Raw genomic sequence first — 22,177 nt, 5'->3', positions numbered from 1 at the left:
AAAGAATTGAGTGGGAAAATTGCTATGAAAAAGAAAAAGTGTCTAGAACGTCTCCTAGACACTGCAAATATATAACTGTTTTTCGTTTAAAAAAAATTTTATTTAAAAAAATTATCTTTTTTATGATTTTTTTAAGAAAACATGTCTTTAACCTTTTCAAAGAAAGATTTGTCTGATTTCTGAGGGTTTGGGCTAAAGTTCTCATCTTCTTGCATTTCCTCAAAAAACTTACGTTGATCTTTCGTTAGTTCTTGTGGAGTCCATACATTTATATGAATTAAGAAATCTCCATTACCATAACGCTCAATACTTGGTAATCCTTTTCCTTTTAAACGTAAAATCTTACCTGATTGCGTTCCTGGTTCTATCTTAATCTTTACTTTTCCTGTAACAGTTTCTATTTCTTTTGATACTCCTAAAACTGCTTCTGAAAAATTAATATATAAATCGTAGTGAATATTACTACCTTCACGCTTTAAATTTTCGTGTGGTACTTCTTCAATTAACACTAATAAATCTCCTGGAATTGAGTTTTTACCTGGAGCTTCATTTCCTTTACCTCCTACTTTTAATTGTACACCTTCTGTAACACCCTCTGGAATATTGATAGAAACGGTTTCTTCTTTTATTACCATTCCTTGTGCATCTGCTCCACTTGGTTTTTTATCTAGCATCTCTCCTGCTCCATGACAGGTACTACAAGTAGTAGCTGTTTGCATTCTACCTAAAATAGTATTGGTAACACGCATTTGTTGTCCGCTACCATTACATGTTGAACATGTTTTATAGGTTACTCCGTCTGCTTGAACTTTTCTACGAACTTTTACCTTCTTTTCTACACCTTTGGCAATTTCTTCTAGTGTTAACTTTACACGGATACGTAAGTTACTACCTTTAACTCGTGCTTGACGGTGACCTCCACCACCAAAACCACCGAAACCTCCTCCGAATGCTCCTCCGAAAATATCTCCAAATTGGCTAAATATATCATCCATATTCATACCTCCACCACCGAAGCCTCCATGACCTCCTTCAAAAGCAGCATGACCGTACTGATCGTAACGAGCTTTTTTGTTGTCGTCACTTAACACCTCATAAGCTTCTGCGGCTAGTTTGAATTTTTCTTCAGCTTCTTTATCATCAGGGTTTTTATCTGGATGGTATTTAATAGCCATCTTACGATATGCCTTTTTAATTTCAGCTTTTGATGCTGATTTTGATAATCCTAATATTTCGTAATAATCTTGTTTTGCCATAACTTTCAATGTTCAACTATTAGTAAGTAAGTATCGTTAGTGACCAATAGTTGTATTAATGATGATTGTTTTACGCTTGCCCCATTACTACTTTAGGGTGACGAATAATTTTATCTCCTAGCTTATATCCTTTCTCCACACAATCTATAATTTTTCCTTTTAATTCATCTGAAGGTGCTGGTATTTGTGTTATTGCATCATGAACTTCTGCATCAAAATCATCTCCTGGTTTTACTTCTATTTCAGTTAACCCTTTTTGAGTTAAGGTGTTTTTAAACTTATTATTAATAAGTTCTATACCTTTTAATAACTCAGAGTCTTCTGTTTTTTTAATTTCTGCCAAACCTCTATCAAAATCATCCATAATTGGCAGTAAAGCTGTCATTAATTCTTGACTTGCAGTTTTAAAAAGTTCAATACGTTCTTTTGAAGTACGTTTTTTATAGTTTTCAAACTCTGCAAATAAACGCAAATATTTATCTTTCTCTGCTTGAATTAATTCTTCTGCCGTTGGCTCTTCTTTAGCTTCAACCTCTTTATTTTCTTGAGTTTCTTCTTGATTCTCTCCTAAGTCGCCATTTTTAATAGCGTCGTTAATTTCGTCTTCTTTTGTATATTGATCTTTACTCATTGTAAATCGTTTCATGTATTTAACACTTTTTGATTAACAATAATACTGCCAATAAAAGAAATGTGTCATAATGACATTGTAGCATAACTTCTCAAAGAAACTCACGGTATAAGGTGTAAAAAAACACATTTATCTTTTGTTCAAAGATTTCAAAACTATATATTTAAGAAATTTTTTATTAATTAATTTATAACATAAAAAAGTCCCTCATTATGAAACAGAATTTTTTAAACATTTCAGGAGTTACCGTTCTTTCAAAGAACCAACAAAAGAACTTAACAGGTGGTGCTGCTATTGATCTTAATAAATGTGGATGTGACTGCTCAGGAAGCGTTACAGGTCCTATTTATTGTCATCAATATTTTGCTTGTACACAAGAGTACACTTGTAATGAAGAAATGTAGAGAAATAAAAAAGCTGTTATTTTAAAAATAACAGCTTTTTACTTCATTATAAGTTTATAACTTTATAAAGGTTTAACTAATTTAGCCTTTGTAGGTATAACAAATTCTGCTTCTTCAATAAACCTTATGTTTGATAACTTAACCTCTCCTATCTCTTCTTCATATCCGTTTTTTAATGACCACATATGAAAAGTCCAATTAGTTGCAAAAGGAATTGAATTAACTAATTCGATATTGTTATACTTAATAGCATGCGGTTCTTTTTCTGCTTTTTCCTTTCCTTTACCAAAAGTAACAATATACGCCGCTCCTTCTAAAAAGTTTGTACTAGGATTTTTATAAATTACATACCAGTCGTCTGGTGCATCACCTGTTCCAGAAGCAAAGGTTAGTTTACCTGTATCAAAGTTTTTAGTTCCCCATTTATTTTCTTCAAAATTAGACCAAATAGTTCCATCGTCGTTTAGTTTATAAGGTAACCCTAAAAAATAAGACCATGTAAAAATATCAAACCTTGCTGCTGCTAAATCTTTCTCTTTTATTCCAACTGAATACACTTCTTTTCCGTCAAAAAGTATTATTTCTCCATTATTTTTCTCTATCTTTATTTTACCTCCACCTGGTTCTTGTGTTATTGTTCCTGTTAAGCGATTTTTTCCACCAAAAGTTATGTCTATGTCATACTTTAAATACTTTTGATTCATAAAAGCTTTTTTATGATGCGCTTTTTCTATTGAAGACGTAAAGTCTTTCTCTTGAGCTACAAAAATTATTGTTTGTAATAGTAAAATAACAAGTGTTATTCTTTTTTTCATAATGATTCATTTAAGTTAAAGCGGCTTAGTCGAAACAAGTTTCTTTTAATTACACTGTGCTTTAATTTTTTTCGTCATAAAAAAATCCCAAGTCAATTGATTTGGGATTTATATTTATTTCTTGTTACTTTTTTACTAGCTATCAATTCGTTCAATCTTTGCTCCGATAGATTTTAAACGTGCTTCGATATCTTCGTAACCTCTATCTATCTGTTCAATATTATTAATAATACTTGTCCCTTTTGCTGAAAGTGCTGCTATTAATAATGAGATACCTGCACGGATATCTGGAGAGGTCATTTTTGTTGCCTTCAACTGCGATTTAAAGTCATGACCTATTACTGTAGCTCTATGAGGATCACATAAAATTACTTTTGCTCCCATATCAATCAGCTTATCTACAAAGAACAAACGACTTTCAAACATTTTTTGGTGAATTAGTACGGTTCCTTTTGCTTGTGTGGCTACTACTAAAACAATACTTAATAAATCTGGTGTAAACCCAGGCCATGGTGCATCTGCTACAGTTAATACTGACCCATCAATATAACTTTGAATTTCGTAGCTTTCTTGCTCTGGTATGTAAATATCGTCTCCCTTTCTTTCTAATTGAATTCCAAGTTTTCTAAATACATTAGGAATTTGTCCTAAATCATCCCAACTTACATCCTTAATTGTCAATTCCGAACGCGTCATAGCAGCCATACCTATCCAACTACCAATCTCAATCATATCTGGCAATATAGTATGTTCACAGCCTTTTAGAGTTTCCACTCCTTCAATAGTGAGTAAATTAGATCCTACTCCAGTAATTTTTGCTCCCATTGAATTCAGCATTTTTGATAATTGCTGAATGTAAGGCTCACAAGCTGCGTTATATATTGTTGTGGTTCCTTTGGCTAATACTGCAGCCATAATAATATTTGCTGTACCAGTTACCGAAGCTTCATCTAGCAACATCTCTGCTCCTACTAATCCTGTTTCTGTTTCTACACCATAGAAATATTCTTCACGATTATAACGAAATTTTGCTCCTAAATTGATGAATCCTTCAAAGTGGGTATCTAGACGACGACGCCCAATTTTATCGCCTCCTGGTCGAGGAATATATCCTTTTCCAAAGCGAGCCAATAACGGGCCAACAATCATAATAGACCCTCTTAAAGAACTTCCATCTCTTTTAAATTCTGGTGACTCTAGATATTTTAAATTGATATCGTCTGCTTGAAAACTATATGAGTTTTTAGAGAATTTTTCTATTTTAACTCCTAATTCTCCTAAAATAAAAATCAGTTTATTAACATCAATAATATCAGGAACATTGTTTATAATTACTTTTTCTGACGTTAACAACACCGCACATATTACCTGTAATGCTTCATTTTTTGCTCCTTGTGGTGTTATTGTTCCTTTTAATTTGTGACCTCCTTCTATTTTAAATGATGCCATTTACTTTTTTCTGTATTTAGTATTTGTTTTTCCTTTTGATTTGTGCTGTCCTTGTCCGCTACGTTTTCTTAACAGGCTTTTGCTATCTGTTAAGTCCTCATCAATGTCTCGAATATCTATTTTTCCTTCAGACAACTCATATAAATGATCGAAAATAACACTGTCTTCAACTGTGTCTTTGTTCCAGTTTAAATAGCATTTTTTCATATGATTAGCAATGGTGAATACCAAAGCTTCTTTCATATCTCCCTCTTCCCATGTTAAAGCAACATCAATCATGGTTTGAATATTTGTACCATAAAAACGATACTTTGATGCTGATTTTGGATATGGCAATCGCTCAGGAGATTCTTGTAACTCTTCCTTTGAAGGTGTTTCGTAAGGAGAATCAACATCTAACTGAAAATCTGCCATTATATGTAACTGATCCCAAAGTTTATGCTTAAAATCAGGCACATCGCGTAAGTGAGGTTGTAAATTACCCATTACATCAATAATAGCTTTAGCCATTGTATTTCGTTCTTCTTTATCTTCTAAAGCGATACAATGATTCACTAGCTTTTGTATATGCCTCCCATATTCTGGGATGATTAATTTGGATCTTTTCGAATTGTATTCTAAATCAAACGTCATTTCTCTATATTTTATCTATGCAAAATAGGTAATTATTATGAATTAACTACCCGATTATTTTCAATTTTGCAAATTGTAACAATAATTTCTTTTTACCTACGGTACTAAACTCTATTTCTGCTTTTTTATTGGGGCCTTTACCTTCTAAAGCTAGTACTTTTCCAGTACCAAAACGGTTATGCTCTACTACGTTTCCTACTGTGATTTCTCCATCAAACAAATTCATTTTCGGACTCATTTCTGAAACCTTTTTCATTTTACTTTTTGGAGGAACCATATTTGGTTTTTCCTTCTTTGCTAAGAATTCTTTTCTTTTCTTTTGAATTGGTTTTTGAAAACGTATTTTTTTGGGTGAATCGTCTTCAAATAAACTAGCATCTATAAACCTATTTGCTGACGGTTCAGGTACTTTTGGCGTTAAGTACTCTAAATACTGATCATCAATTTCTTCTAAAAACCTACTTGGTTCACCATCAGTTAATTTTCCCCAACGATAACGTGTTTGTGCATAGCTTAAATAAGCTCCTTTTTCAGCTCTTGTTAACGCTACATAAAACAAACGACGTTCTTCTTCTAATTCACTGCGAGTATTCATACTCATTGCTGAAGGGAATAAACTCTCTTCTAAACCTACAATGTATACGTAAGGAAACTCTAACCCTTTGGATAAGTGAATTGTCATTAACGAAACTCTAGGTTCTTCATCTTGTTTATCGGAATCAAAATCAGTGGCTAGTGCGACGTCTTCTAAAAATGAAGTTAACGATGCATCTTCACCTGTTTCTATTTTATCGGTAATAAAGTCTTTTATTCCGTTTAAAAGTTCTTGAACGTTTTCAACCTTATTAACGCCTTCTGGAGTTCCATCTTTTTGTAAATCTTTGACTAATTGGGTTTGTTTAACTACCAAATCAGCAATTTCAAAAGCATTTTTTGTTTGTGCTTCAATTTGAAAACGCTGAATCATGTTTACAAAATTCTGCAACTTTGTTTTAGTTCCTGAATTAAGATTGATATCTACTGTGCTGATATTTTTTAAAATATCAAACATTGATTTTTTGTAGTGATTCGCTGCAATTGTTAGTTTATCTAACGTTGTAGCTCCAATCCCCCTTGCTGGGTAGTTAATAATACGCTTTAATGCTTCCTCATCATTCGGGTTGATTAAAATTCGTAAATACGATAGTAAGTCTTTAATTTCTTTACGTTGGTAGAATGAAATACCTCCGTAAATTTTATACTTAATATCTTTTTTACGTAATGCATCTTCTATAGCTCTTGATTGTGCGTTGGTACGATATAAAATTGCAAATTGATCACTTGTTAACTGATGATTCATTTGGTTTTCCCAAATAGATTGCGCCACAAAACGCCCTTCTTCTCCATCAGAAATTGTACGCATTACCTTCACACTATCTCCTGCATCGTTAGCTGTCCAAATTTCTTTATCTAGCTTCGTTTTATTCTTATCAATTACACTATTCGCAGCGCGTACGATGTTACTTGTTGAACGGTAATTTTGTTCTAACTTGAATGTTTTTACATCTGGGTAATCCTTCTGGAAGTTCAAGATATTTTGAATATTCGCTCCACGGAATCCATAAATACTTTGCGAATCATCTCCTACCACACAAATATTCTGAAAACGATCAGCCAACGCACGTACAATTAAATATTGCGAATGGTTGGTATCTTGGTACTCATCTACCAAAATATATCGGAAACGATCTTGATACTTTGCCAACACATCTGGAAAACGTGCTAATAATTCATTGGTACGCAATAATAAATCGTCAAAATCCATCGCTCCTGACTTAAAACATCTATCTACATATTCTTTATAGATATCACCTGTTCTCGGTCTACTCGCTTCTAAATCGGCTTGTTGTAAATCAGAGTTATTAAAATACGCTCTAACCGTAATTAAGCTGTTTTTAAAAGACGATATTCTGCTTAAAATTTGTTTTGGCTTGTATCGATCTTTATCTAAATTCATTTCTTTGATAATCGCCGTTATCAATCGAACTGAATCTTGTGTATCGTAAATGGTGAAGTTTGACGGATAGCCTAATCGATCAGCCTCTGAACGTAAGATACGTGCAAAAACTGAGTGAAATGTTCCCATCCAAAGGTTTTTAGCTTCGCTATACCCCACTACTTTACCAATACGATCTTTCATTTCACGGGCAGCCTTGTTGGTAAATGTTAACGATAAAATGTTAAAAGCATCTACTCCTTGCTCCATTAAATAAGCAATTTTATAAGTCAGCACTCTCGTTTTACCCGATCCTGCTCCTGCTATAATTATCATTGGGCCGTCTTTTTGTAAAACAGCTGCTCTCTGTGGTTCGTTAAGTTGCTCTAAATAAGTATTCAATGGAAATTAAATTGAAAGTATTTTAAAAGTGGAAAATTAACCAATCTTTTAGGTTTTTTAAAGATTATACCCTTTTTTTTATTCACTAATTTTTAATCCTATAAATTCAAGCTAAAACCCGAATCAACAATAATTCGCCTTATAACCCTTATTTTTAAATATTCGTTTTAAAACCCGAATTATTTGGAGTTTTCAATTTGAAAACCTATTTTTACTAAAAATTGAATACATGACAAGTGTAATTACTGGTGATATCATAAACTCTAGAGGTGTTTCTGCTGAAACATGGCTTCCTGTACTGAAAGAATCCTTCAATACTATTGGGAAAACACCAAAAACGTGGGAGCTTTTTCGTGGAGACAGTTTTCAAATTGAAATTGAAAATATTGCAGAAGCTCTTCTTTTTACTTTTAAGCTAAAATCTACTATTAAAAAAATAAAAGATTTAGACATTCGTTTAGCTATTGGTATTGGTAATAAAAGTTTTGATACAGAAAAAATTACCGAAGCCAACGGTGAAGCTTTTATAAATTCTGGGTATGCTTTTGACCATTTATTAAAAAAACAAAATTTAGCCTTGAAAACTCCTTGGGAAGGTATTAATGAAGAATTTGAGGTTTCTTTGGGCTTAAGTTTGTTAATAATGGACAATTGGACAACTAATTCTGCTGCTTTTGTGAATATGTCTCTGCAAAACCCTGAGTCTACTCAAAAAATTATCGCTAAAAAGCTAGCCATTTCAGAAAGTAGCGCCAGTGAACGAAGAAAACGTTCTGGGTTTGATGAAATTATGAAACTAGAAAAACGTTATAGAAAACTTATGAATCAGAAACTAACTAAAATATGATACTGTTTTTAAAACTACTCGTTGCTCATTTATTAGGTGATTTTGTTCTACAACCTAAAAATTGGGTAAAAGATAAGGAGAAAAAGAAAATAAAATCTATTAAACTCTATGCTCACATAGGTGTTCATGCTATTTTATTACTATTATTATTACAATTCAATTCTACATACTGGAGTGTTTTTTTACTTGTAATTGTTTCTCATTATTTAGTAGATCTTGGAAAACTATATCTTCAAAGAAAGAAGAACAAACGTTTATTCTTCTTTTTAGATCAGGTTTTACATATATTTTTTTTGGTTTTAGCCACATATATATACTCTCCTTTTAAAGTTAGCATAGATGCTATTTTAACCCAACAAAACTTATTACTTTTTGCTTGTTTAATTTTTGTCACTTATACTTCGTCTATTATTATAAATACATTAATTTCTAAATGGAATCCAGAAAAAGGTAATAAATCAACAGAACAATCGTTAGCCAATGCAGGTAAGTATATTGGTTTTTTAGAACGTATATTAATTTTTGTTTTTATCGCGATTAACCAATGGGCAGGTGTTGGATTTTTACTCGCGGCAAAATCTATATTTAGATTTGGAGATTTAACAGCATCAAAAGACAGAAAACTTACTGAATATGTACTGATTGGAACTTTACTAAGTTTTGGATTGGCAATTTTAACAGGACTCGTATATTCGCATTATGGAAGATAAAATTATTGAAGGGCTTGCTTATGCCCTACCAGCACTAGTAACTGGCGGCGTAGCTTACTTAATTTTAGGCCGCTTTATTGAACAAGACAATAAAGAAAAAACATTCAATGCTTTAGTTGAAAAAAAGCGTGAAAGTTTACCTACAAAGCTACAAGCTTATGAGCGTATGTTGTTATTTTGTGAGCGTATCAACCCATCAAAATTACTGTTAAGAGTAAATCCTATAGGAGATGATACTGATAACTACCTCCAACTTTTAATTGGTAATATAGAACAAGAGTTTGAACATAATTTAGTACAGCAATTATATATTTCGGATGATAGTTGGAAGGCTGTTTTAGCAGCTAAATTAGCCATTATAGCTAAACTTCGCTCTACAGCAGAAAGTTCTGAAACTGCTAAAGATTTACGTGAAAATGTATTAATTGACTACTCGCAACAGGAAAGTCCAGCAAACACAGCTATTTCCTTTTTAAAACAAGAAGTCAAAAAACTGATATAAAAAAAGCCTCAATATTGAGGCTTTTTTTATTCTATTTTTCCTTAACTATAAAGTAATATATCACATAAAGCCAACTTAACAATCCGTGTAGTATAGCAAATAATACTGATTTATTTCTATCCCATGAAATTACAACAGCTATTACAGTTCCTAAACCTAAACCGTTCCTTACCATTACTCCATTAAACTCCGAATCATGAGCATAACCTTGTAAGGTTAAAAACAACATTATTAGTAGCAAAGTATTCTTTTTCATTTCTTAATTTACTTTTCAACAGGCAATTCTAGTCTACTTGCCCATTCTGTCCAAGAACCGTCGTACACACTATAATTAGTTTTTCCTACCTCTTCAGCTCCTAAAGCAAGTATACATGCTGTAATTCCTGACCCGCAAGAAAGAATCATTCCTTCTTTACTTGGATTCATATCTGAAAATATTTTCTGAAGCTCTTCTTTCGATTTCATCTTACCATTTAATTGCAATTCTGCATAAGGTAAGCTTTTAGAATTCGGAATATGACCTCCTCTTAAATCTTTTCTTGGTTCTGGTTCCGTAGCATAAAACCTTCCTTTTGAACGAGCGTCTAATATAACTTTATTATCAAGAGAAGCTTTTAATACTTCCTCTGTAACACTTATTTTACCCTTATTAAGATTAGCTTTGAAGTTCCCTGTTAAGAATTCTCTTTCTTTTTTAGACTCAACTGTATAACCAGCGTCTTTCCAAGCAGGTAAACCTCCGTTTAAAACTGCGACATTTTCAAAACCAAACACTTTAAACAACCACCAAACTCTAGGAGATGAGTATACGCCTAAATCATCATAAACAACAACACAGCTATCATTATATATCCCTAATTTTTGAGCCTCAGTTTCAAAATATTTTTCTGACGGAATTGTGTTAGGATATTCTGCTTCAACATCTAAAAAGACACTCTTTAAATCAAAGAAAACAGCATCTTTAATCTGCTGTTTTTCTTTTTTATCATCTGTTTTGACTCCTACTTTCTGAATAGTTGCATCTAGAACTATTAAGTTATCTGCACTTAAATTATCGTGCAACCAATCAACAGAAACTATAGGTGATTTTACTGTAAGCATACAAGTTTATTTTACTTCATCATAATGTTCATCCCATTCATGTGGATGCGGCTTCCCTAACTTACCTACAGATTTCGCTACTAAAGTAGACACCGTTGCATCACCTGTTACATTAATAACTGTTCTACACATATCTAACGGTCTATCAACCGCAAAAATCAATGCTAAACCTATAGCTAATTTATCCGCTGGAAAACCAACTGATTCTAATACGATTACTAACATTACCATTCCTGCTCCTGGTACAGCTGCTGAACCTATTGAAGCTAGTAAAGCTGTTAAAATAATTGTCAATTGATCTCCAAAAGTTAAATCGAAACCTAAAGCCTGTGATATAAAAACTGCCGCTACAGCTTGATACAAACTCGTACCATCCATATTAATAGTAGCTCCTACTGGTAATACAAAACTCGATACTTCTTTATCTACTCCAATATGTTCCTCTACTCTTTCCATTGTTACAGGTAACGTTGCAGCACTAGAACTTGTTGAAAAAGCTAATAATTGTGCTGGACTTATTTGTTTTAAAAACCATAATGGGTTCTTTTTGGTAAATACACTTATTAAAACCATATAAAGTGCTACCATTAATAATAAACCTCCAATAACAGTTGCTCCATATTTTAATAATGCTAACAATAAATCAGGATCATTAGAGGTAACCACAACATTTGCTAATAATGCAAATACCGCAAAAGGTGCTGTTAACATGATTAAATCAACCATTTTTAACACAACTTCATTTAACGAATCAAAAAAGTTTTTTAATGGTGTAGCCTTTTTTTCTCCTATTAATAACATTGATATTCCTAAAATAATAGTAAAGAAAATTACTTGTAACATTGCTTTATTATTACTCATTGCTTGTATAGCATTATCTGGAACCATATCTTCCAAAAACTTAAGTGGACCACTTTCTTTTTGTTTACTCGCTTCTACTATTTTAGCTTGTACCCCTTCACTGTTTGCGTAATCTGCTGTTAATTTAGCTATTGTATCTTCTGAAATTCCTTCTCCAGGCTGTACAACATTTACCAATACTAACCCTACTGTTATTGCTATTACCGTAGTACCTATATAAATTAATATGGTACGTATACCAATGTTTTTAAATTTTGAAATATCTTTTAAATCAGAAATTCCTTTTACTAGAGAAGCAATAATTAACGGTACTGCTATTAGTTTTAATAATTTTACGAAAATTGTTCCAAAAGGCTTTATCCAGTCCGATACAAATGATGCTCCATTGTCTGTAAAGGTCATCACTAACCCAAATAAGACACCTAAAATCATTCCTATTAAAATTTGCCAGTGTAGTGCAAGTCTCTTCATATAATCTATAAATCTATTATTTTTTAACTGGCCGTAAGGTATAAAGAAATATTTAAAAAAAGTGACCTTCAGTTCGTATCTTGTGTCCAATTATTATAAACTGAGTACTAATTTTATTAAAATAACAAAATGACGGGAATTTTAGATTTATTAAATAGCGATATAGGAAAAACAATTATATCTGGTGTTGCCGGATCAACTGGGCAAGACACTAATAAAACTAGTAGTGTACTAACAATGGCATTACCTGTTTTAATGAAAGCAATGCAACGAAATGCTGCCACTCCTCAAGGTGCTGAAAGTTTAAAGAACGCATTAAATAAGCATGATGGTGGAATCTTAGATAATTTAGGTGATTTATTTAATGGTGGTGTAAATTCTGATGTTTTACAAGACGGTGGTAAAATTTTAGGTCATGTTTTAGGAAATAAACAGCAAGGAGTTGAACAAGTTATTGGTCAAAAAGCAGGAATGGATACTGGTGCTGTTGCTGATATTTTGAAAACTGCTGCTCCTATTTTAATGGGGTTACTTGGTAAGCAATCTCGTCAAGAAAACGTAAATAATTCAAGTGATTTAAGTGGACTTCTAGGTGGTTTACTAGGCGGTAACTCTACTCAAAAAGAACAAAGCTTCTTAGAACAGATACTTGATGCTGATGGAGATGGTAGTATTGTTGATGATGTAGCTGGAATGATTTTAGGTAACGCTGGTAATAATCAACAAAAATCAGGAGGACTTTTAGGAGGACTTTTAGGTGGTGTGTTTGGAAAAAAATAATTTTATTTTGCTATAATTTATAATGAACGGGGAAACATTTGTTTCCCCCTTTTCTTTTGGTTATTTTTGCAGCATATTAGTACTTATGGAAAAACTTAAACATCGTTGGGGTATAAAAAGCAATTGGGCTTTAACTGCTATTTTTATAGTTTTTGCTATAAATGGATCATTTGCAGCTTGGGTTGCTAAACCTATTACAAATTTGCTAGGGTTATCTCCTGAAACCTTAAATCCTTGGTTATATTATCCTTTAAGAATTCTACTAGTTTTTCCTATTTATCAAACAACATTACCCTTAATTGGTTGGTTATTTGGACAATTTAAGTTTTTTTGGGAATTTGAAAAGAAGTTTTTAAGTAGGTTAGGACTAGGATTTATTTTTAAGGGATAAAAATTCTTTTTATACTACTTATAAAAATATACAAACTACTTACCTCCTCCCATAAAGAATATTTTTTTAGTTTACTCTTTTAATTATCTCATTTATATTGATTGGTATTGGTAAATGTACACCTTCTAATAGAAAGCGTTTATGCACAGCTTCTTTTAAAGCACATTTAGTTTTAAATTCTTGAAACGGTTCGTTTAACCATACATAAGCACGCATATGAATATGGTCTGGATATATATCAATAACACGAACATCTACTTGATGCACATCACTAATCACCTGGTCTGGTGTACGATAATCAATAACAGTTGGTAACTTAACAGCTTCTTCTTGTATAATTTTTCTTGCTAAATCAATATCTGCTTTTAATCCTATTTTAAAATTGTTAAAACTTAATACATGAGAGTCTTCTATGGTATGATTTAAAATAGAATCTGTACTAATTACCGAATTGGGTATAATTAACCGCTTATTCTCAAAGTTATTTATTACAGTATGTCTCAACGTTATGTCTTCAACAATACCAACTCTAGTTTCATCCAGTTTAATATAGTCTCCCACTCTAAAGGGGCGGAATATAACTATGAAAGCTCCTGCTATTAAGTTAGATAGTGCTGCTTGTGCAGCAAAACCTATAATAGCGGCTAAAATACCAGCTCCAGAAAAAATTAAAGTCGCTTTACTTCTAAAAGCAGGCACCGCCATAATTACATAAATGACACTTAAAAGTCCAATTACAAACGATACTGAATTACGTAAAAATTGAATACTTGTTCTACCAAAACGATCTTCTTTCTTGCTTTTAATAAGTTGCCAAATAATCGCTCTTACCAACCTAGAAATACCCCAAGACACTAAGAATACGACTATAATATACCCTAATGCTCCAAAAAAGGTATCTAGGTTAAAACGATATGGTAAAAACTTATCCATTAAAATAATGCTGTTTGACTTTCGTCGTCTTTATCTTTTTTCTTCTTTTGAAGTGCTCTTTCTAATGCTTTTTTTGCTTTATCTTCTTTAGACTCGACAAACGTTTTATCTTTAGGCGTAGTATCTTCTACATTCAAAGGTAACGCTTCTTCTTTAATTTCTTCTTCATCAGTTACCTCAATATCCTCTACTTTTTCCTCTTCTGGTTCTTCGTAAGGTAATGACTCTAATAAGTTTACTGTTCTTATTTTATCTGTTGTTAATTGATTTCCTTGAGCTTTAATTCCTTTAATTGCTATAAAGTCTTCAAAGTTCACTTCTATTTTTTCTAGGCTCCTTTTTGAGAAAATTACCTCTGCCATAGGACGATAATCTGTAGCTATGATTTCTAACTTCGATTTTTCATCTTCTGATATAAAAAGTTCTTCTTTATCTGGTGTTTCAACTAAGAATCGTTTTACAAAATAACGTTCTTTAACCCCGTCAAAATAAATTGCTGAAATTGGCTTATTAGGCTTCCATTTTTCTAACACAATCATATCATTTTCAAAATGCATCGCTAAATCTGGTGATACTGCTTTGATTTTTCCTGATTGAGTTGCTATTAATATTTTATCTTCTGCTTTAAACTCACCTAACAACTCTCCTCTCCCATCAACATTTAAACGTTGTACTGTATCGTCAAACCAAATTTTTCTAGGTTTTAACGTTGAAACTCCTGCTTCTTTAAACTCTACTTTTTTAATTGAGTACTTGGTTACTAAGTTTCCTCTAACACTACGTCCTTTTATGGCTAAATCTGCAAAATCAATATCCCATTTTAACTTTTTCACACTTCCTACTGCTCTAAGTAAAATAGTTACTACCTCAGCTTCTCCATTAGAGTTAGCTGTAAAATATAATACTTTTGATTTGGCATCACCGTTGGCTAATTTGTACTCTTTATCACGAGTAACTGATGTAACGTTAAAACGCTTCATATATGAAGGTCCTTTCGCTCCATCACGATATATCATGTTGTAAACTGTACGTTTATCTTTTTTCTTGAATATTGCAACATGAATAATTCCTTTTCCTACAAAGGTTTTAGAATCTACTTTCGTCACTACCATTGAACCATCTTCTCTAAACACTATAACATCATCAATATCCGCACAATCGGTAACGTACTCGTCTTTTCGTAGCGATGTTCCTATAAATCCTTCTTCTCTATTTACATAAAGTTTTGAATTACGCATAACTACTTTGGTAGCTACAATATCATCAAAAATGCGGATTTCTGTTTTACGCTCTTTTCCTTTTCCGTATTTTGCTTTTAACTCTTTAAAGTAGTCTATTGCAAAATCAATTAAATTATCTAAATGATGTTTAACCTCAGCTATTTTCTCTTCTAAACTTTCAATAAATTGTTTTGCTTTGTCAATATCGAATTTAGAGATTTTCTTAATTCTTATTTCTGTTAAACGAACAATATCTTCTTCGGTTACTTCTCTTTTTAAATGCTTAGTATGCGGTTTTAACCCTAGGTCTATTGCTTCTATTACTCCTTCCCAAGTTTCTACTTCTTCAATATCACGGTAAATTCTATTCTCAATAAAAATACGTTCTAAAGAAGCAAAATGCCATTGTTCTTCTAATTCATGTAATTGAATTTCTAATTCACGTTTAAGTAACTCTACTGTAAAGTCTGTTGATTTTTTTAGAACTTCTGTTACTCCAATAAACACAGGCTTATTATCCTCAATAATACAACACAGTGGAGAAATTGAATTTTCACAACTGGTAAAAGCGTATAAGGCATCAATTGTTTTATCTGGCGATACATTAGCTGGCAGGTGCACTAAAATTTCAACATTAGCCGCTGTATTATCTTCAATACGTTTGATCTTAATTTTACCTTTGTCGTTCGCTTTTAAAATGCTATCAATTAATGATGATGTGGTAGTGCCAAAAGGTACTTCAGTAATTACTAACGTTTTTTTATCAAGTGCCGATATTTTTGCGCGCACTCTTACCTTTCCTCCTCTTTTACCATCGTTATAATTGGTAACATCTGCTATTCCACCTGTTAAAAAGTCGGGTACAATCGTAAAACTTCTTCCTTTCAAGTATTTTACAGAGGCATCTATTAACTCGTTAAAGTTATGCGGTAATATTTTAGTTGATAATCCTACTGCAATACCTTCTGCTCCTTGAGCTAATAGTAATGGAAACTTTACAGGTAAGTTTACAGGTTCTTTTTTACGTCCGTCATACGAGGCTTGCCATTCAGTAGTTTTGGCATTGAAAACAACATCTAGTGCAAATTTAGACAAACGTGCTTCAATATAACGAGAAGCCGCTGCACGGTCTCCTGTTAAAATGTTACCCCAGTTACCTTGCATATCGATTAGCAACTCCTTTTGCCCCATTTGTACCATGGCATCGGCAATTGATGCATCTCCGTGAGGGTGATACTGCATTGTGTGACCTACAATGTTTGCTACTTTATTATAGCGTCCATCATCTAAGTCTTTCATTGAATGCATAATACGACGTTGCACGGGTTTAAACCCATCTTCCATTGATGGCACTGCACGTTCTAAAATTACATATGAAGCATAGTCTAAAAACCATTCTTTGTACATACCTGTTACCTTGGTAATGGTTTCTGTACTTTCAACAGGTTTATTTAGTTCTTCGTCATGTTCGTACTTATTGTTTTCTTCACTCATGTATGAATGTTTAAACGTTTATGTTTAGGGGTAATTTTATCTCTTCTTAATTAGTAAAAAAATAGCGATACAAACTAAGACTGCTGCTATCATATTAACATAAGACGACTTATTTGCTTCCCAGTTTAAATTGCTAAAGTCAACGTTAAATGTATTGACAACAAAAATTGAAAATGCTATTAATAAATATATTCTAGCTCTTCTATTTCTATCCATTATTTTTCTTGTACTTTAATTACTACAAGCTAATTTATTTATCTGATGTTTTTATTCTTTGTCGTTTTAATAGATAAACCCAATATTAAAGTCATAATTAACATTAATAATGTTTCTATATATGAATTTTGACTTGATGATCTACCAAAATAAATCATTAAAGCACACGCAATAATCATTATCAATGATACTATTATAATTACTTTCTTTAATTCTTTCATATTAATTTTCTTCTACTAAATCTAACTCAACCTTTAAGTTGTTAATAATAAACTTTTGTCTGTCTGGAGTATTTTTACCCATATAGAATTCTAACATTTGTTCTATCGACATTTCTTTGTCTAACATTACTGGGTCTAAACGAATATCATCTCCAATAAAATGGACAAATTCGTTAGGAGAAATCTCCCCTAACCCCTTAAATCGAGTTATTTCTGGTTTTCCTCTTAGTTTGTTTATCGCATCTTGCTTTTCTTCTTCTGAATAACAATAAATGGTTTCTTTTTTGTTTCGTACTCTAAATAACGGTGTTTCTAAAATATACAGGTGTCCTTCTTTGATTACTTCTGGAAAGAACTGTAAGAAAAAGGTTATTAATAACAAGCGAATATGCATACCATCAACATCGGCATCGGTAGCAATTACAATATTGTTATAACGTAAGTCCTCCAGTCCGTCTTCAATGTTTAAAGCTGCTTGTAGTAGGTTAAACTCTTCGTTTTCGTACACTATCTTTTTAGACAACCCATACGAGTTTAATGGCTTTCCTTTTAAACTAAATACTGCTTGTGTGTTTACGTTACGTGATTTTGTTATAGATCCACTTGCCGAATCTCCCTCCGTAATAAACAACGTAGTGTCTAAATATCCATCTTTTTTAGTGTCTCCAAAATGAATACGGCAATCACGTAATTTCTTGTTGTGTAAACTTGCTTTTTTGGCACGTTCACGAGCTAATTTTCGTATTCCTGATAATTCTTTACGCTCTTTTTCTGCCTGTAATATCTTCTTTTGAAGTTTGTCGGCTACTTCCGTATTCTTATGTAAGTAATTATCTAACTGTGTTTTTATAAAATCATTAATATACGTTCTAACGGTTGGCAAGTCTCCTCCCATTTCTGTAGAACCTAATTTTGTTTTTGTTTGACTTTCAAAAACTGGTTCCATTACCTTAATAGAAATAGCACCGATAATTGATTTACGTACATCAGAAGCATCAAAATTCTTTCCAAAAAACTCTCGAACTGTTTTTACTACTGCTTCTCTAAATGCGTTTAAGTGCGTTCCTCCTTGTGTAGTATTTTGTCCGTTTACAAACGAATGGTATTCTTCCGAATATTGTGTTCTACTGTGTGTAATTGCTACTTCAATATCACTGCCTCGTAAATGAATTATAGGATACAACATATCTTCTTTATTGTTGTTGTCTTCCAATAAATCTTTTAACCCGTTTTCTGAATAAAACTTTTCTCCGTTAAAAACAATGGTTAACCCTGGGTTTAGGTACACATAGTTTTTTAATAGTTTAGAAATATATTCAGGACGGTACTTGTAATTTTTAAAGATGGTTTCATCAGCTATAAAGGTTACTTTAGTACCTCTACGGCGTGATGTTTCATCTAATAATTCTTGATTGGTTAAGTTTCCTTTCTCAAACTCTGCTGAAGCTGATTTACCGTCACGGTTAGACTCTACCCTAAAATAGGTTGATAACGCATTTACTGCTTTCGTACCAACTCCATTTAATCCAACTGATTTTTTAAAGGCTTTGGAGTCGTACTTTCCTCCTGTGTTCATCTTCGAAACCACGTCCACTACTTTTCCTAACGGAATACCACGTCCGTAATCTCGCACAATTACTTTATTCCCTTGTACAGAAACTTCTATGGTTTTACCTCCTCCCATGACAAATTCGTCAATAGAGTTATCTAAAACCTCTTTAACCAAAATGTAAATTCCGTCGTCTGGAGATGATCCGTCTCCCAGTTTACCAATATACATCCCTGGTCGCATACGAATATGTTCCTTCCAATCGAGCGAGCGTATATTGTCTTCGGTATATTGTGTTTCTTGCGTCATAAAAAATTGTGTGAATTGAAGTCTGTGCTAAAATAGTATTTCGCCAGAAAAAATAAAAAACTCTGTTAATATAGTTATCAACAGAGTTTGTTTTTATTTCTTTTTTAATGCTTTCTTCTCCCATTTACAGAGCATTCTCCCATATCTCCTCACTTTTTTCTCTGTGCTTTCTTTTATCGTTGTTTTACATTGAGATAATCCTCTACAATTTTTTTTAAAGTGATACGTTGTGCTTGCTACACTACTACAGATATACACTTTTTTGTCTTCTACTTTTTGAAATGCCACTAACACACCTACTGATAGTAGCATTATTATGACTTTTTTCATTTGTTATTTAGTTTGGTTGTTTTCTATATTGCCAAGGTGTAGTTACATTGGGTAATGACCACATACCTATTTTAAGTTGTTTTGCTTTGTTTTCTAACAGGTCATATTCTTTACTTTTTGAATATTTTTTAAAGTGCATTGCCAACCCTTTTTTAACTAGGCTCTTATTAATGTTTTGATGGTTGTCAAAATATATTTCGGCGATTAAACGATTCCAATGCCACTTCCCTTTGTTCACTACTTTAACTATTTTTCCAAATATTTTGTTGGACACGAATTGTTTTGCTTTGGTACTGTATGGCTGCCCTTTTTCTGGACAATCAATATGTTCTAGCCTTATATGTATTGGTTTGTTTTGATATAACACCTTTACGGTATCTCCGTCTACTACCTCAATTACTCTTGCACTAAATTCTTTTGGTACTTTTGCTCCTGTTAATGTTATTAATAAAAATAATAGTATTGTTTTTAGGTACATAGTTTACTTGGTAAGAATAAAATCGTTGATAACGTCATTTATATGAATAGGCAGATCGGCTCTTTTTATTTGAAACTTCTTTACATTCATTTCTGTTAACCATTTTTTCCAATACTCTTTTATTACATCTTCTTCATAGGGATTTTTTTTGTTCGGATTTACTCCCAAAACTAATACTTCTACATTTTGTAAATTTTGATTTAATGGTAAAAAGCCATAATCTTTTGTTTGGAGTTTTTCTTTCCAGTTACTTGTATTTAATTTGAGATTCTTTATTGTTTTTGGGGTTAAATACGATGTTCTGTTTTGCTCTTTTGTTATGTTATCTTTATGGTACACATATCCATCTGTTAAAACTACCACCACATTCTTATACCCCTCTTCTACACAATAATCTTGTAATTTATTTTTAAAGAAGCCTCGTATATCTGACCCCACATAGGTATCGTCTGTAATTGCAGTTTCATAAATATTATTACATATTTCTGTATACTTCTTTGAGGTTTTCAGAATTTCGTCTTTGGTTGCATTGTTTTTATCAAACCGTGTTTTGAGTGTAGCTATCTTATCGTTTAACTCGCTATCTAATGGTGCTGGTTCAACAAACAACTGTATTTTATCATTAATTTTATTTGTTCTCTTCCCTCTAATATGATTTTCAAAAGTCTTCGCGACGGATTCGATGTAACCTAAATCTCTTTGATAAAACTCCATTGAAGGTTCTGGATACTTCTTTGGATTTATTCTATCTGATAAATCTAATACGATACTAATATTTAAATTTTCTTTGCTCTTTTTTTTACTTGTACTACTTATTTCTTTTGATACTTCTGCTACTGGGTCTTTTTCTTTTTTATTTGAACAAGAGTATGTAAGTATAATACATAGAATTACTATTATAAGTTTATATGCTTTCATTTTTCGTTATTTTAGTTGAGATTTATAAATTATTCCTTCCGTGTTTTCATCTGTTAAATCATATTTCGTTAGATGTTCTTTTTCTACTTCATCACATTTAGAAAGCAATTCATCTCTTCGTTTTAAATCTAAAAAATTGTCTGTAATTGCTAAATACCATCCTTTTACATATTCTGCGTGGTAGGTTAAGTAACGTTTATTAGGGAATACAAAGCCATCAATTGTTCTCTGTAAATTGGCTATTCTTGCTTCTATTCCTGATATTTCTTCTTTTACACCGTTTAATTTTTCTATGGCTTCAGCTATTGATTTTTGTAGGTTAACAATCGTTTCTCTTTTACTTCTTATAAAGGCTTTGATTTTATCAATGTTTTCATATTCTTTCATAATAAAATCAAACACCAACCCCCAAATTATATATACTACAAAGCCTGCAAAGATGATTCCCCAAAACTCTACTTTACTAAAGGCTATTGACAAATCGAACTCTGGTGAATCTGGTGTTTTATTATAATCATAAATCTTCATTTCTATCTGATACGCTAGTATAGCATCGAAGATAAAAGTGATGATAAATAGTGCTCCTATTTTTACATAAGATAGCCAGTTTTTATGTTTTTGAAACATATGTATTAAATACCCTAAACCCATAAAAGCAAATGGTATGGTAGCTACAAAAACCGCTTCTAAAACTCCATGTTCTAAGGCTTTAGAAAATGATTTCCCGTCAAAAATAGCTGCTGATAACTCGCTATTTTCAAAGTTTTTAAAAAAAGCTGAATATGAGGCTGATATGTAAAAAACTAATAGGTAGAATGTTATTGGAATAAGCACTATTAGCCCCAAATAAAATTGGGCTTTTGGTTTTTTATCTACTTCTTCTACATACTTCTCTGGATTCTCTCTAACTTCAACTATTTGATGCTTGCATTCTTCTATTTTTTCTTCATCAGTTTTTATACTTTCTTCTAAGATTGCTTTGGCTGTTTGCCTTTTTTTAAGTTCTATACCTTCTCTTCCTTTTTCTTGCGTATGAGGCTCTTTTAATTTTTCTTGTAACTCTCTATCTTCTGCACATTTTCTTTTATAGTCCATGTACACATTATTCAGACAAGCTCTGAACACTTTGTGATTTCCTGAGGCTTGTTTAGATGATCCGTAACCACTTTCGAAAAAAGTTAGTTTTATCTCTTTTGTTTCTTCCTTTACTACTATTTCTTCTACAGGGTCTTTCTCCCTAATAGTAAATATTGTTTTTAAAGCTTCCATATGTGTTAGTTG

22 protein-coding genes are annotated in these 22,177 nt (G+C 32.2%); 6 read left to right on the top strand and 16 right to left on the bottom strand.

The window, feature by feature from the left end; translation table 11 throughout:
* Nucleotides 1-131 precede the first annotated feature (131 nt).
* Nucleotides 132-1,256, bottom strand: a complete 1,125-nt coding sequence (gene dnaJ / locus MHM83_RS09455) for a molecular chaperone DnaJ (protein ID WP_239179439.1) — start codon at nt 1,254-1,256, stop codon at nt 132-134.
* Between the two features lie 70 nt (nt 1,257-1,326).
* Nucleotides 1,327-1,902, bottom strand: coding sequence for a nucleotide exchange factor GrpE (locus MHM83_RS09450; protein ID WP_239179437.1), 576 nt, complete (start codon nt 1,900-1,902; stop codon nt 1,327-1,329).
* A gap of 197 nt (nt 1,903-2,099) precedes the next feature.
* Here MHM83_RS09450 and MHM83_RS09445 point away from each other — a divergent pair, with 197 nt between their 5' ends.
* The gene (locus MHM83_RS09445; protein WP_239179435.1) at nt 2,100-2,291 is read left to right on the top strand and encodes a hypothetical protein; all 192 of its coding nucleotides are present in this window, start codon (nt 2,100-2,102) and stop codon (nt 2,289-2,291) included.
* Nucleotides 2,292-2,353: 62 nt separating this feature from the next.
* Here the strand turns inward: MHM83_RS09445 and MHM83_RS09440 are convergent, their stop codons facing one another.
* The 4 genes from MHM83_RS09440 to MHM83_RS09425 form a co-directional block, all read right to left on the bottom strand.
* Nucleotides 2,354-3,106 (bottom strand): DUF6503 family protein, encoded by a 753-nt coding sequence (locus tag MHM83_RS09440; protein WP_239179433.1) that lies wholly within the window; start codon nt 3,104-3,106, stop codon nt 2,354-2,356.
* Nucleotides 3,107-3,241: 135 nt separating this feature from the next.
* Nucleotides 3,242-4,555: a UDP-N-acetylglucosamine 1-carboxyvinyltransferase gene (gene murA / locus MHM83_RS09435; RefSeq protein WP_159615747.1), complete on the bottom strand. Its 1,314-nt coding sequence runs from the start codon at nt 4,553-4,555 to the stop codon at nt 3,242-3,244.
* Nucleotides 4,556-5,188 carry a DUF4290 domain-containing protein gene (locus MHM83_RS09430; RefSeq protein ID WP_073183666.1) on the bottom strand — a complete coding sequence of 211 codons (633 nt, stop codon included), beginning with the start codon at nt 5,186-5,188 and terminating at the stop codon, nt 4,556-4,558. It abuts the gene before it with no gap.
* A gap of 46 nt (nt 5,189-5,234) precedes the next feature.
* Entirely contained in the window at nt 5,235-7,565 is a 2,331-nt protein-coding gene (locus MHM83_RS09425) for an ATP-dependent helicase (protein WP_239179431.1), read from the bottom strand.
* A 229-nt stretch (nt 7,566-7,794) separates the two neighbouring features.
* On the opposite strand from MHM83_RS09425, the gene MHM83_RS09420 reads away from it, so the two are divergent.
* Genes MHM83_RS09420 through MHM83_RS09410 form a run of 3 tightly spaced genes read left to right on the top strand, consistent with a single transcriptional unit; the run spans nt 7,795 to nt 9,624 of the window.
* Nucleotides 7,795-8,412, top strand: a complete 618-nt coding sequence (locus MHM83_RS09420; protein ID WP_239179429.1) for a SatD family protein — start codon at nt 7,795-7,797, stop codon at nt 8,410-8,412.
* Nucleotides 8,409-9,122, top strand: coding sequence for a DUF3307 domain-containing protein (locus MHM83_RS09415; RefSeq protein WP_239179427.1), 714 nt, complete (start codon nt 8,409-8,411; stop codon nt 9,120-9,122). The genes MHM83_RS09420 and MHM83_RS09415 overlap by 4 nt, the downstream gene beginning before the upstream one ends.
* A complete protein-coding gene (locus tag MHM83_RS09410; protein ID WP_239179425.1) occupies nt 9,112-9,624 on the top strand; it encodes a DUF7935 family protein in 513 nt (170 codons plus the stop codon). The genes MHM83_RS09415 and MHM83_RS09410 overlap by 11 nt, the downstream gene beginning before the upstream one ends.
* 31 nt (nt 9,625-9,655) lie before the next feature.
* Here MHM83_RS09410 and MHM83_RS09405 read toward each other — a convergent pair whose 3' ends face one another.
* From MHM83_RS09405 to MHM83_RS09395, 3 genes are read right to left on the bottom strand one after another with little or no spacing between them, the layout of a single operon-like run.
* Complete coding sequence (locus tag MHM83_RS09405) at nt 9,656-9,880, bottom strand: hypothetical protein (protein ID WP_156167017.1); 225 nt, start codon at nt 9,878-9,880, stop codon at nt 9,656-9,658.
* A gap of 8 nt (nt 9,881-9,888) precedes the next feature.
* On the bottom strand, nt 9,889-10,725 hold the full coding sequence (locus MHM83_RS09400) for a sulfurtransferase (protein ID WP_239179424.1): 837 nt from the start codon (nt 10,723-10,725) through the stop codon (nt 9,889-9,891).
* Nucleotides 10,726-10,731: 6 nt separating this feature from the next.
* The gene (locus MHM83_RS09395) at nt 10,732-12,057 is read right to left on the bottom strand and encodes a dicarboxylate/amino acid:cation symporter (protein WP_159491396.1); all 1,326 of its coding nucleotides are present in this window, start codon (nt 12,055-12,057) and stop codon (nt 10,732-10,734) included.
* Between the two features lie 129 nt (nt 12,058-12,186).
* On the opposite strand from MHM83_RS09395, the gene MHM83_RS09390 reads away from it, so the two are divergent.
* Nucleotides 12,187-12,837, top strand: a complete 651-nt coding sequence (locus tag MHM83_RS09390; RefSeq protein ID WP_047789046.1) for a DUF937 domain-containing protein — start codon at nt 12,187-12,189, stop codon at nt 12,835-12,837.
* 85 nt (nt 12,838-12,922) lie between these two features.
* Nucleotides 12,923-13,228, top strand: a complete 306-nt coding sequence (locus tag MHM83_RS09385; RefSeq protein ID WP_073183678.1) for a DUF6787 family protein — start codon at nt 12,923-12,925, stop codon at nt 13,226-13,228.
* A gap of 66 nt (nt 13,229-13,294) precedes the next feature.
* On the opposite strand, the gene MHM83_RS09380 is transcribed toward MHM83_RS09385, so the two are convergent.
* From MHM83_RS09380 to MHM83_RS09350, 7 genes are all read right to left on the bottom strand, one after another.
* The gene (locus tag MHM83_RS09380; RefSeq protein ID WP_073183681.1) at nt 13,295-14,161 is read right to left on the bottom strand and encodes a mechanosensitive ion channel family protein; all 867 of its coding nucleotides are present in this window, start codon (nt 14,159-14,161) and stop codon (nt 13,295-13,297) included.
* Nucleotides 14,161-16,875, bottom strand: a complete 2,715-nt coding sequence (locus tag MHM83_RS09375; protein ID WP_239179423.1) for a DNA gyrase/topoisomerase IV subunit A — start codon at nt 16,873-16,875, stop codon at nt 14,161-14,163. The genes MHM83_RS09380 and MHM83_RS09375 overlap by 1 nt, the downstream gene beginning before the upstream one ends.
* A gap of 438 nt (nt 16,876-17,313) precedes the next feature.
* Nucleotides 17,314-19,170 carry a DNA topoisomerase IV subunit B gene (locus MHM83_RS09370; protein ID WP_047789051.1) on the bottom strand — a complete coding sequence of 619 codons (1,857 nt, stop codon included), beginning with the start codon at nt 19,168-19,170 and terminating at the stop codon, nt 17,314-17,316.
* A gap of 93 nt (nt 19,171-19,263) precedes the next feature.
* Entirely contained in the window at nt 19,264-19,500 is a 237-nt protein-coding gene (locus MHM83_RS09365; protein WP_239179422.1) for a hypothetical protein, read from the bottom strand.
* A gap of 7 nt (nt 19,501-19,507) precedes the next feature.
* Entirely contained in the window at nt 19,508-19,978 is a 471-nt protein-coding gene (locus MHM83_RS09360; RefSeq protein ID WP_239179421.1) for a thermonuclease family protein, read from the bottom strand.
* 3 nt (nt 19,979-19,981) lie between these two features.
* Nucleotides 19,982-20,896, bottom strand: coding sequence for a hypothetical protein (locus tag MHM83_RS09355; protein WP_239179420.1), 915 nt, complete (start codon nt 20,894-20,896; stop codon nt 19,982-19,984).
* A 6-nt stretch (nt 20,897-20,902) separates the two neighbouring features.
* Nucleotides 20,903-22,165 carry an ABC transporter permease gene (locus MHM83_RS09350; protein ID WP_239179419.1) on the bottom strand — a complete coding sequence of 421 codons (1,263 nt, stop codon included), beginning with the start codon at nt 22,163-22,165 and terminating at the stop codon, nt 20,903-20,905.
* Between the last annotated feature and the right edge of the window lie 12 nt (nt 22,166-22,177).

The sequence above is a fragment of the Tenacibaculum sp. Mcav3-52 genome (assembly GCF_022347665.1).
Classification (GTDB): domain Bacteria; phylum Bacteroidota; class Bacteroidia; order Flavobacteriales; family Flavobacteriaceae; genus Polaribacter; species Polaribacter mesophilus.
Note: the sequence above shows the minus strand (reverse complement) of the source record. Positions and strands in the feature narration are given on the sequence as shown.

What these genes read in the sequence shown, in the direction of transcription:
- murA (WP_159615747.1), bottom strand. Translation starts at nt 4,555, where the DNA reads ATGGCATCATTTAAAATAGAAGGAGGTCACAAATTAAAAGGAACAATA.
- MHM83_RS09410 (WP_239179425.1), top strand. Translation starts at nt 9,112, where the DNA reads ATGGAAGATAAAATTATTGAAGGGCTTGCTTATGCCCTACCAGCACTA.
- MHM83_RS09355 (WP_239179420.1), bottom strand. Translation starts at nt 20,896, where the DNA reads ATGAAAGCATATAAACTTATAATAGTAATTCTATGTATTATACTTACA.
- MHM83_RS09430 (WP_073183666.1), bottom strand. Translation starts at nt 5,188, where the DNA reads ATGACGTTTGATTTAGAATACAATTCGAAAAGATCCAAATTAATCATC.
- MHM83_RS09360 (WP_239179421.1), bottom strand. Translation starts at nt 19,978, where the DNA reads ATGTACCTAAAAACAATACTATTATTTTTATTAATAACATTAACAGGA.
- MHM83_RS09400 (WP_239179424.1), bottom strand. Translation starts at nt 10,725, where the DNA reads ATGCTTACAGTAAAATCACCTATAGTTTCTGTTGATTGGTTGCACGAT.
- MHM83_RS09450 (WP_239179437.1), bottom strand. Translation starts at nt 1,902, where the DNA reads ATGAAACGATTTACAATGAGTAAAGATCAATATACAAAAGAAGACGAA.
- MHM83_RS09415 (WP_239179427.1), top strand. Translation starts at nt 8,409, where the DNA reads ATGATACTGTTTTTAAAACTACTCGTTGCTCATTTATTAGGTGATTTT.
- dnaJ (WP_239179439.1), bottom strand. Translation starts at nt 1,256, where the DNA reads ATGGCAAAACAAGATTATTACGAAATATTAGGATTATCAAAATCAGCA.
- MHM83_RS09390 (WP_047789046.1), top strand. Translation starts at nt 12,187, where the DNA reads ATGACGGGAATTTTAGATTTATTAAATAGCGATATAGGAAAAACAATT.
- MHM83_RS09350 (WP_239179419.1), bottom strand. Translation starts at nt 22,165, where the DNA reads ATGGAAGCTTTAAAAACAATATTTACTATTAGGGAGAAAGACCCTGTA.
- MHM83_RS09365 (WP_239179422.1), bottom strand. Translation starts at nt 19,500, where the DNA reads ATGAAAAAAGTCATAATAATGCTACTATCAGTAGGTGTGTTAGTGGCA.
- MHM83_RS09440 (WP_239179433.1), bottom strand. Translation starts at nt 3,106, where the DNA reads ATGAAAAAAAGAATAACACTTGTTATTTTACTATTACAAACAATAATT.
- MHM83_RS09445 (WP_239179435.1), top strand. Translation starts at nt 2,100, where the DNA reads ATGAAACAGAATTTTTTAAACATTTCAGGAGTTACCGTTCTTTCAAAG.
- MHM83_RS09385 (WP_073183678.1), top strand. Translation starts at nt 12,923, where the DNA reads ATGGAAAAACTTAAACATCGTTGGGGTATAAAAAGCAATTGGGCTTTA.
- MHM83_RS09405 (WP_156167017.1), bottom strand. Translation starts at nt 9,880, where the DNA reads ATGAAAAAGAATACTTTGCTACTAATAATGTTGTTTTTAACCTTACAA.
- MHM83_RS09375 (WP_239179423.1), bottom strand. Translation starts at nt 16,875, where the DNA reads ATGAGTGAAGAAAACAATAAGTACGAACATGACGAAGAACTAAATAAA.
- MHM83_RS09370 (WP_047789051.1), bottom strand. Translation starts at nt 19,170, where the DNA reads ATGACGCAAGAAACACAATATACCGAAGACAATATACGCTCGCTCGAT.
- MHM83_RS09395 (WP_159491396.1), bottom strand. Translation starts at nt 12,057, where the DNA reads ATGAAGAGACTTGCACTACACTGGCAAATTTTAATAGGAATGATTTTA.
- MHM83_RS09380 (WP_073183681.1), bottom strand. Translation starts at nt 14,161, where the DNA reads ATGGATAAGTTTTTACCATATCGTTTTAACCTAGATACCTTTTTTGGA.
- MHM83_RS09420 (WP_239179429.1), top strand. Translation starts at nt 7,795, where the DNA reads ATGACAAGTGTAATTACTGGTGATATCATAAACTCTAGAGGTGTTTCT.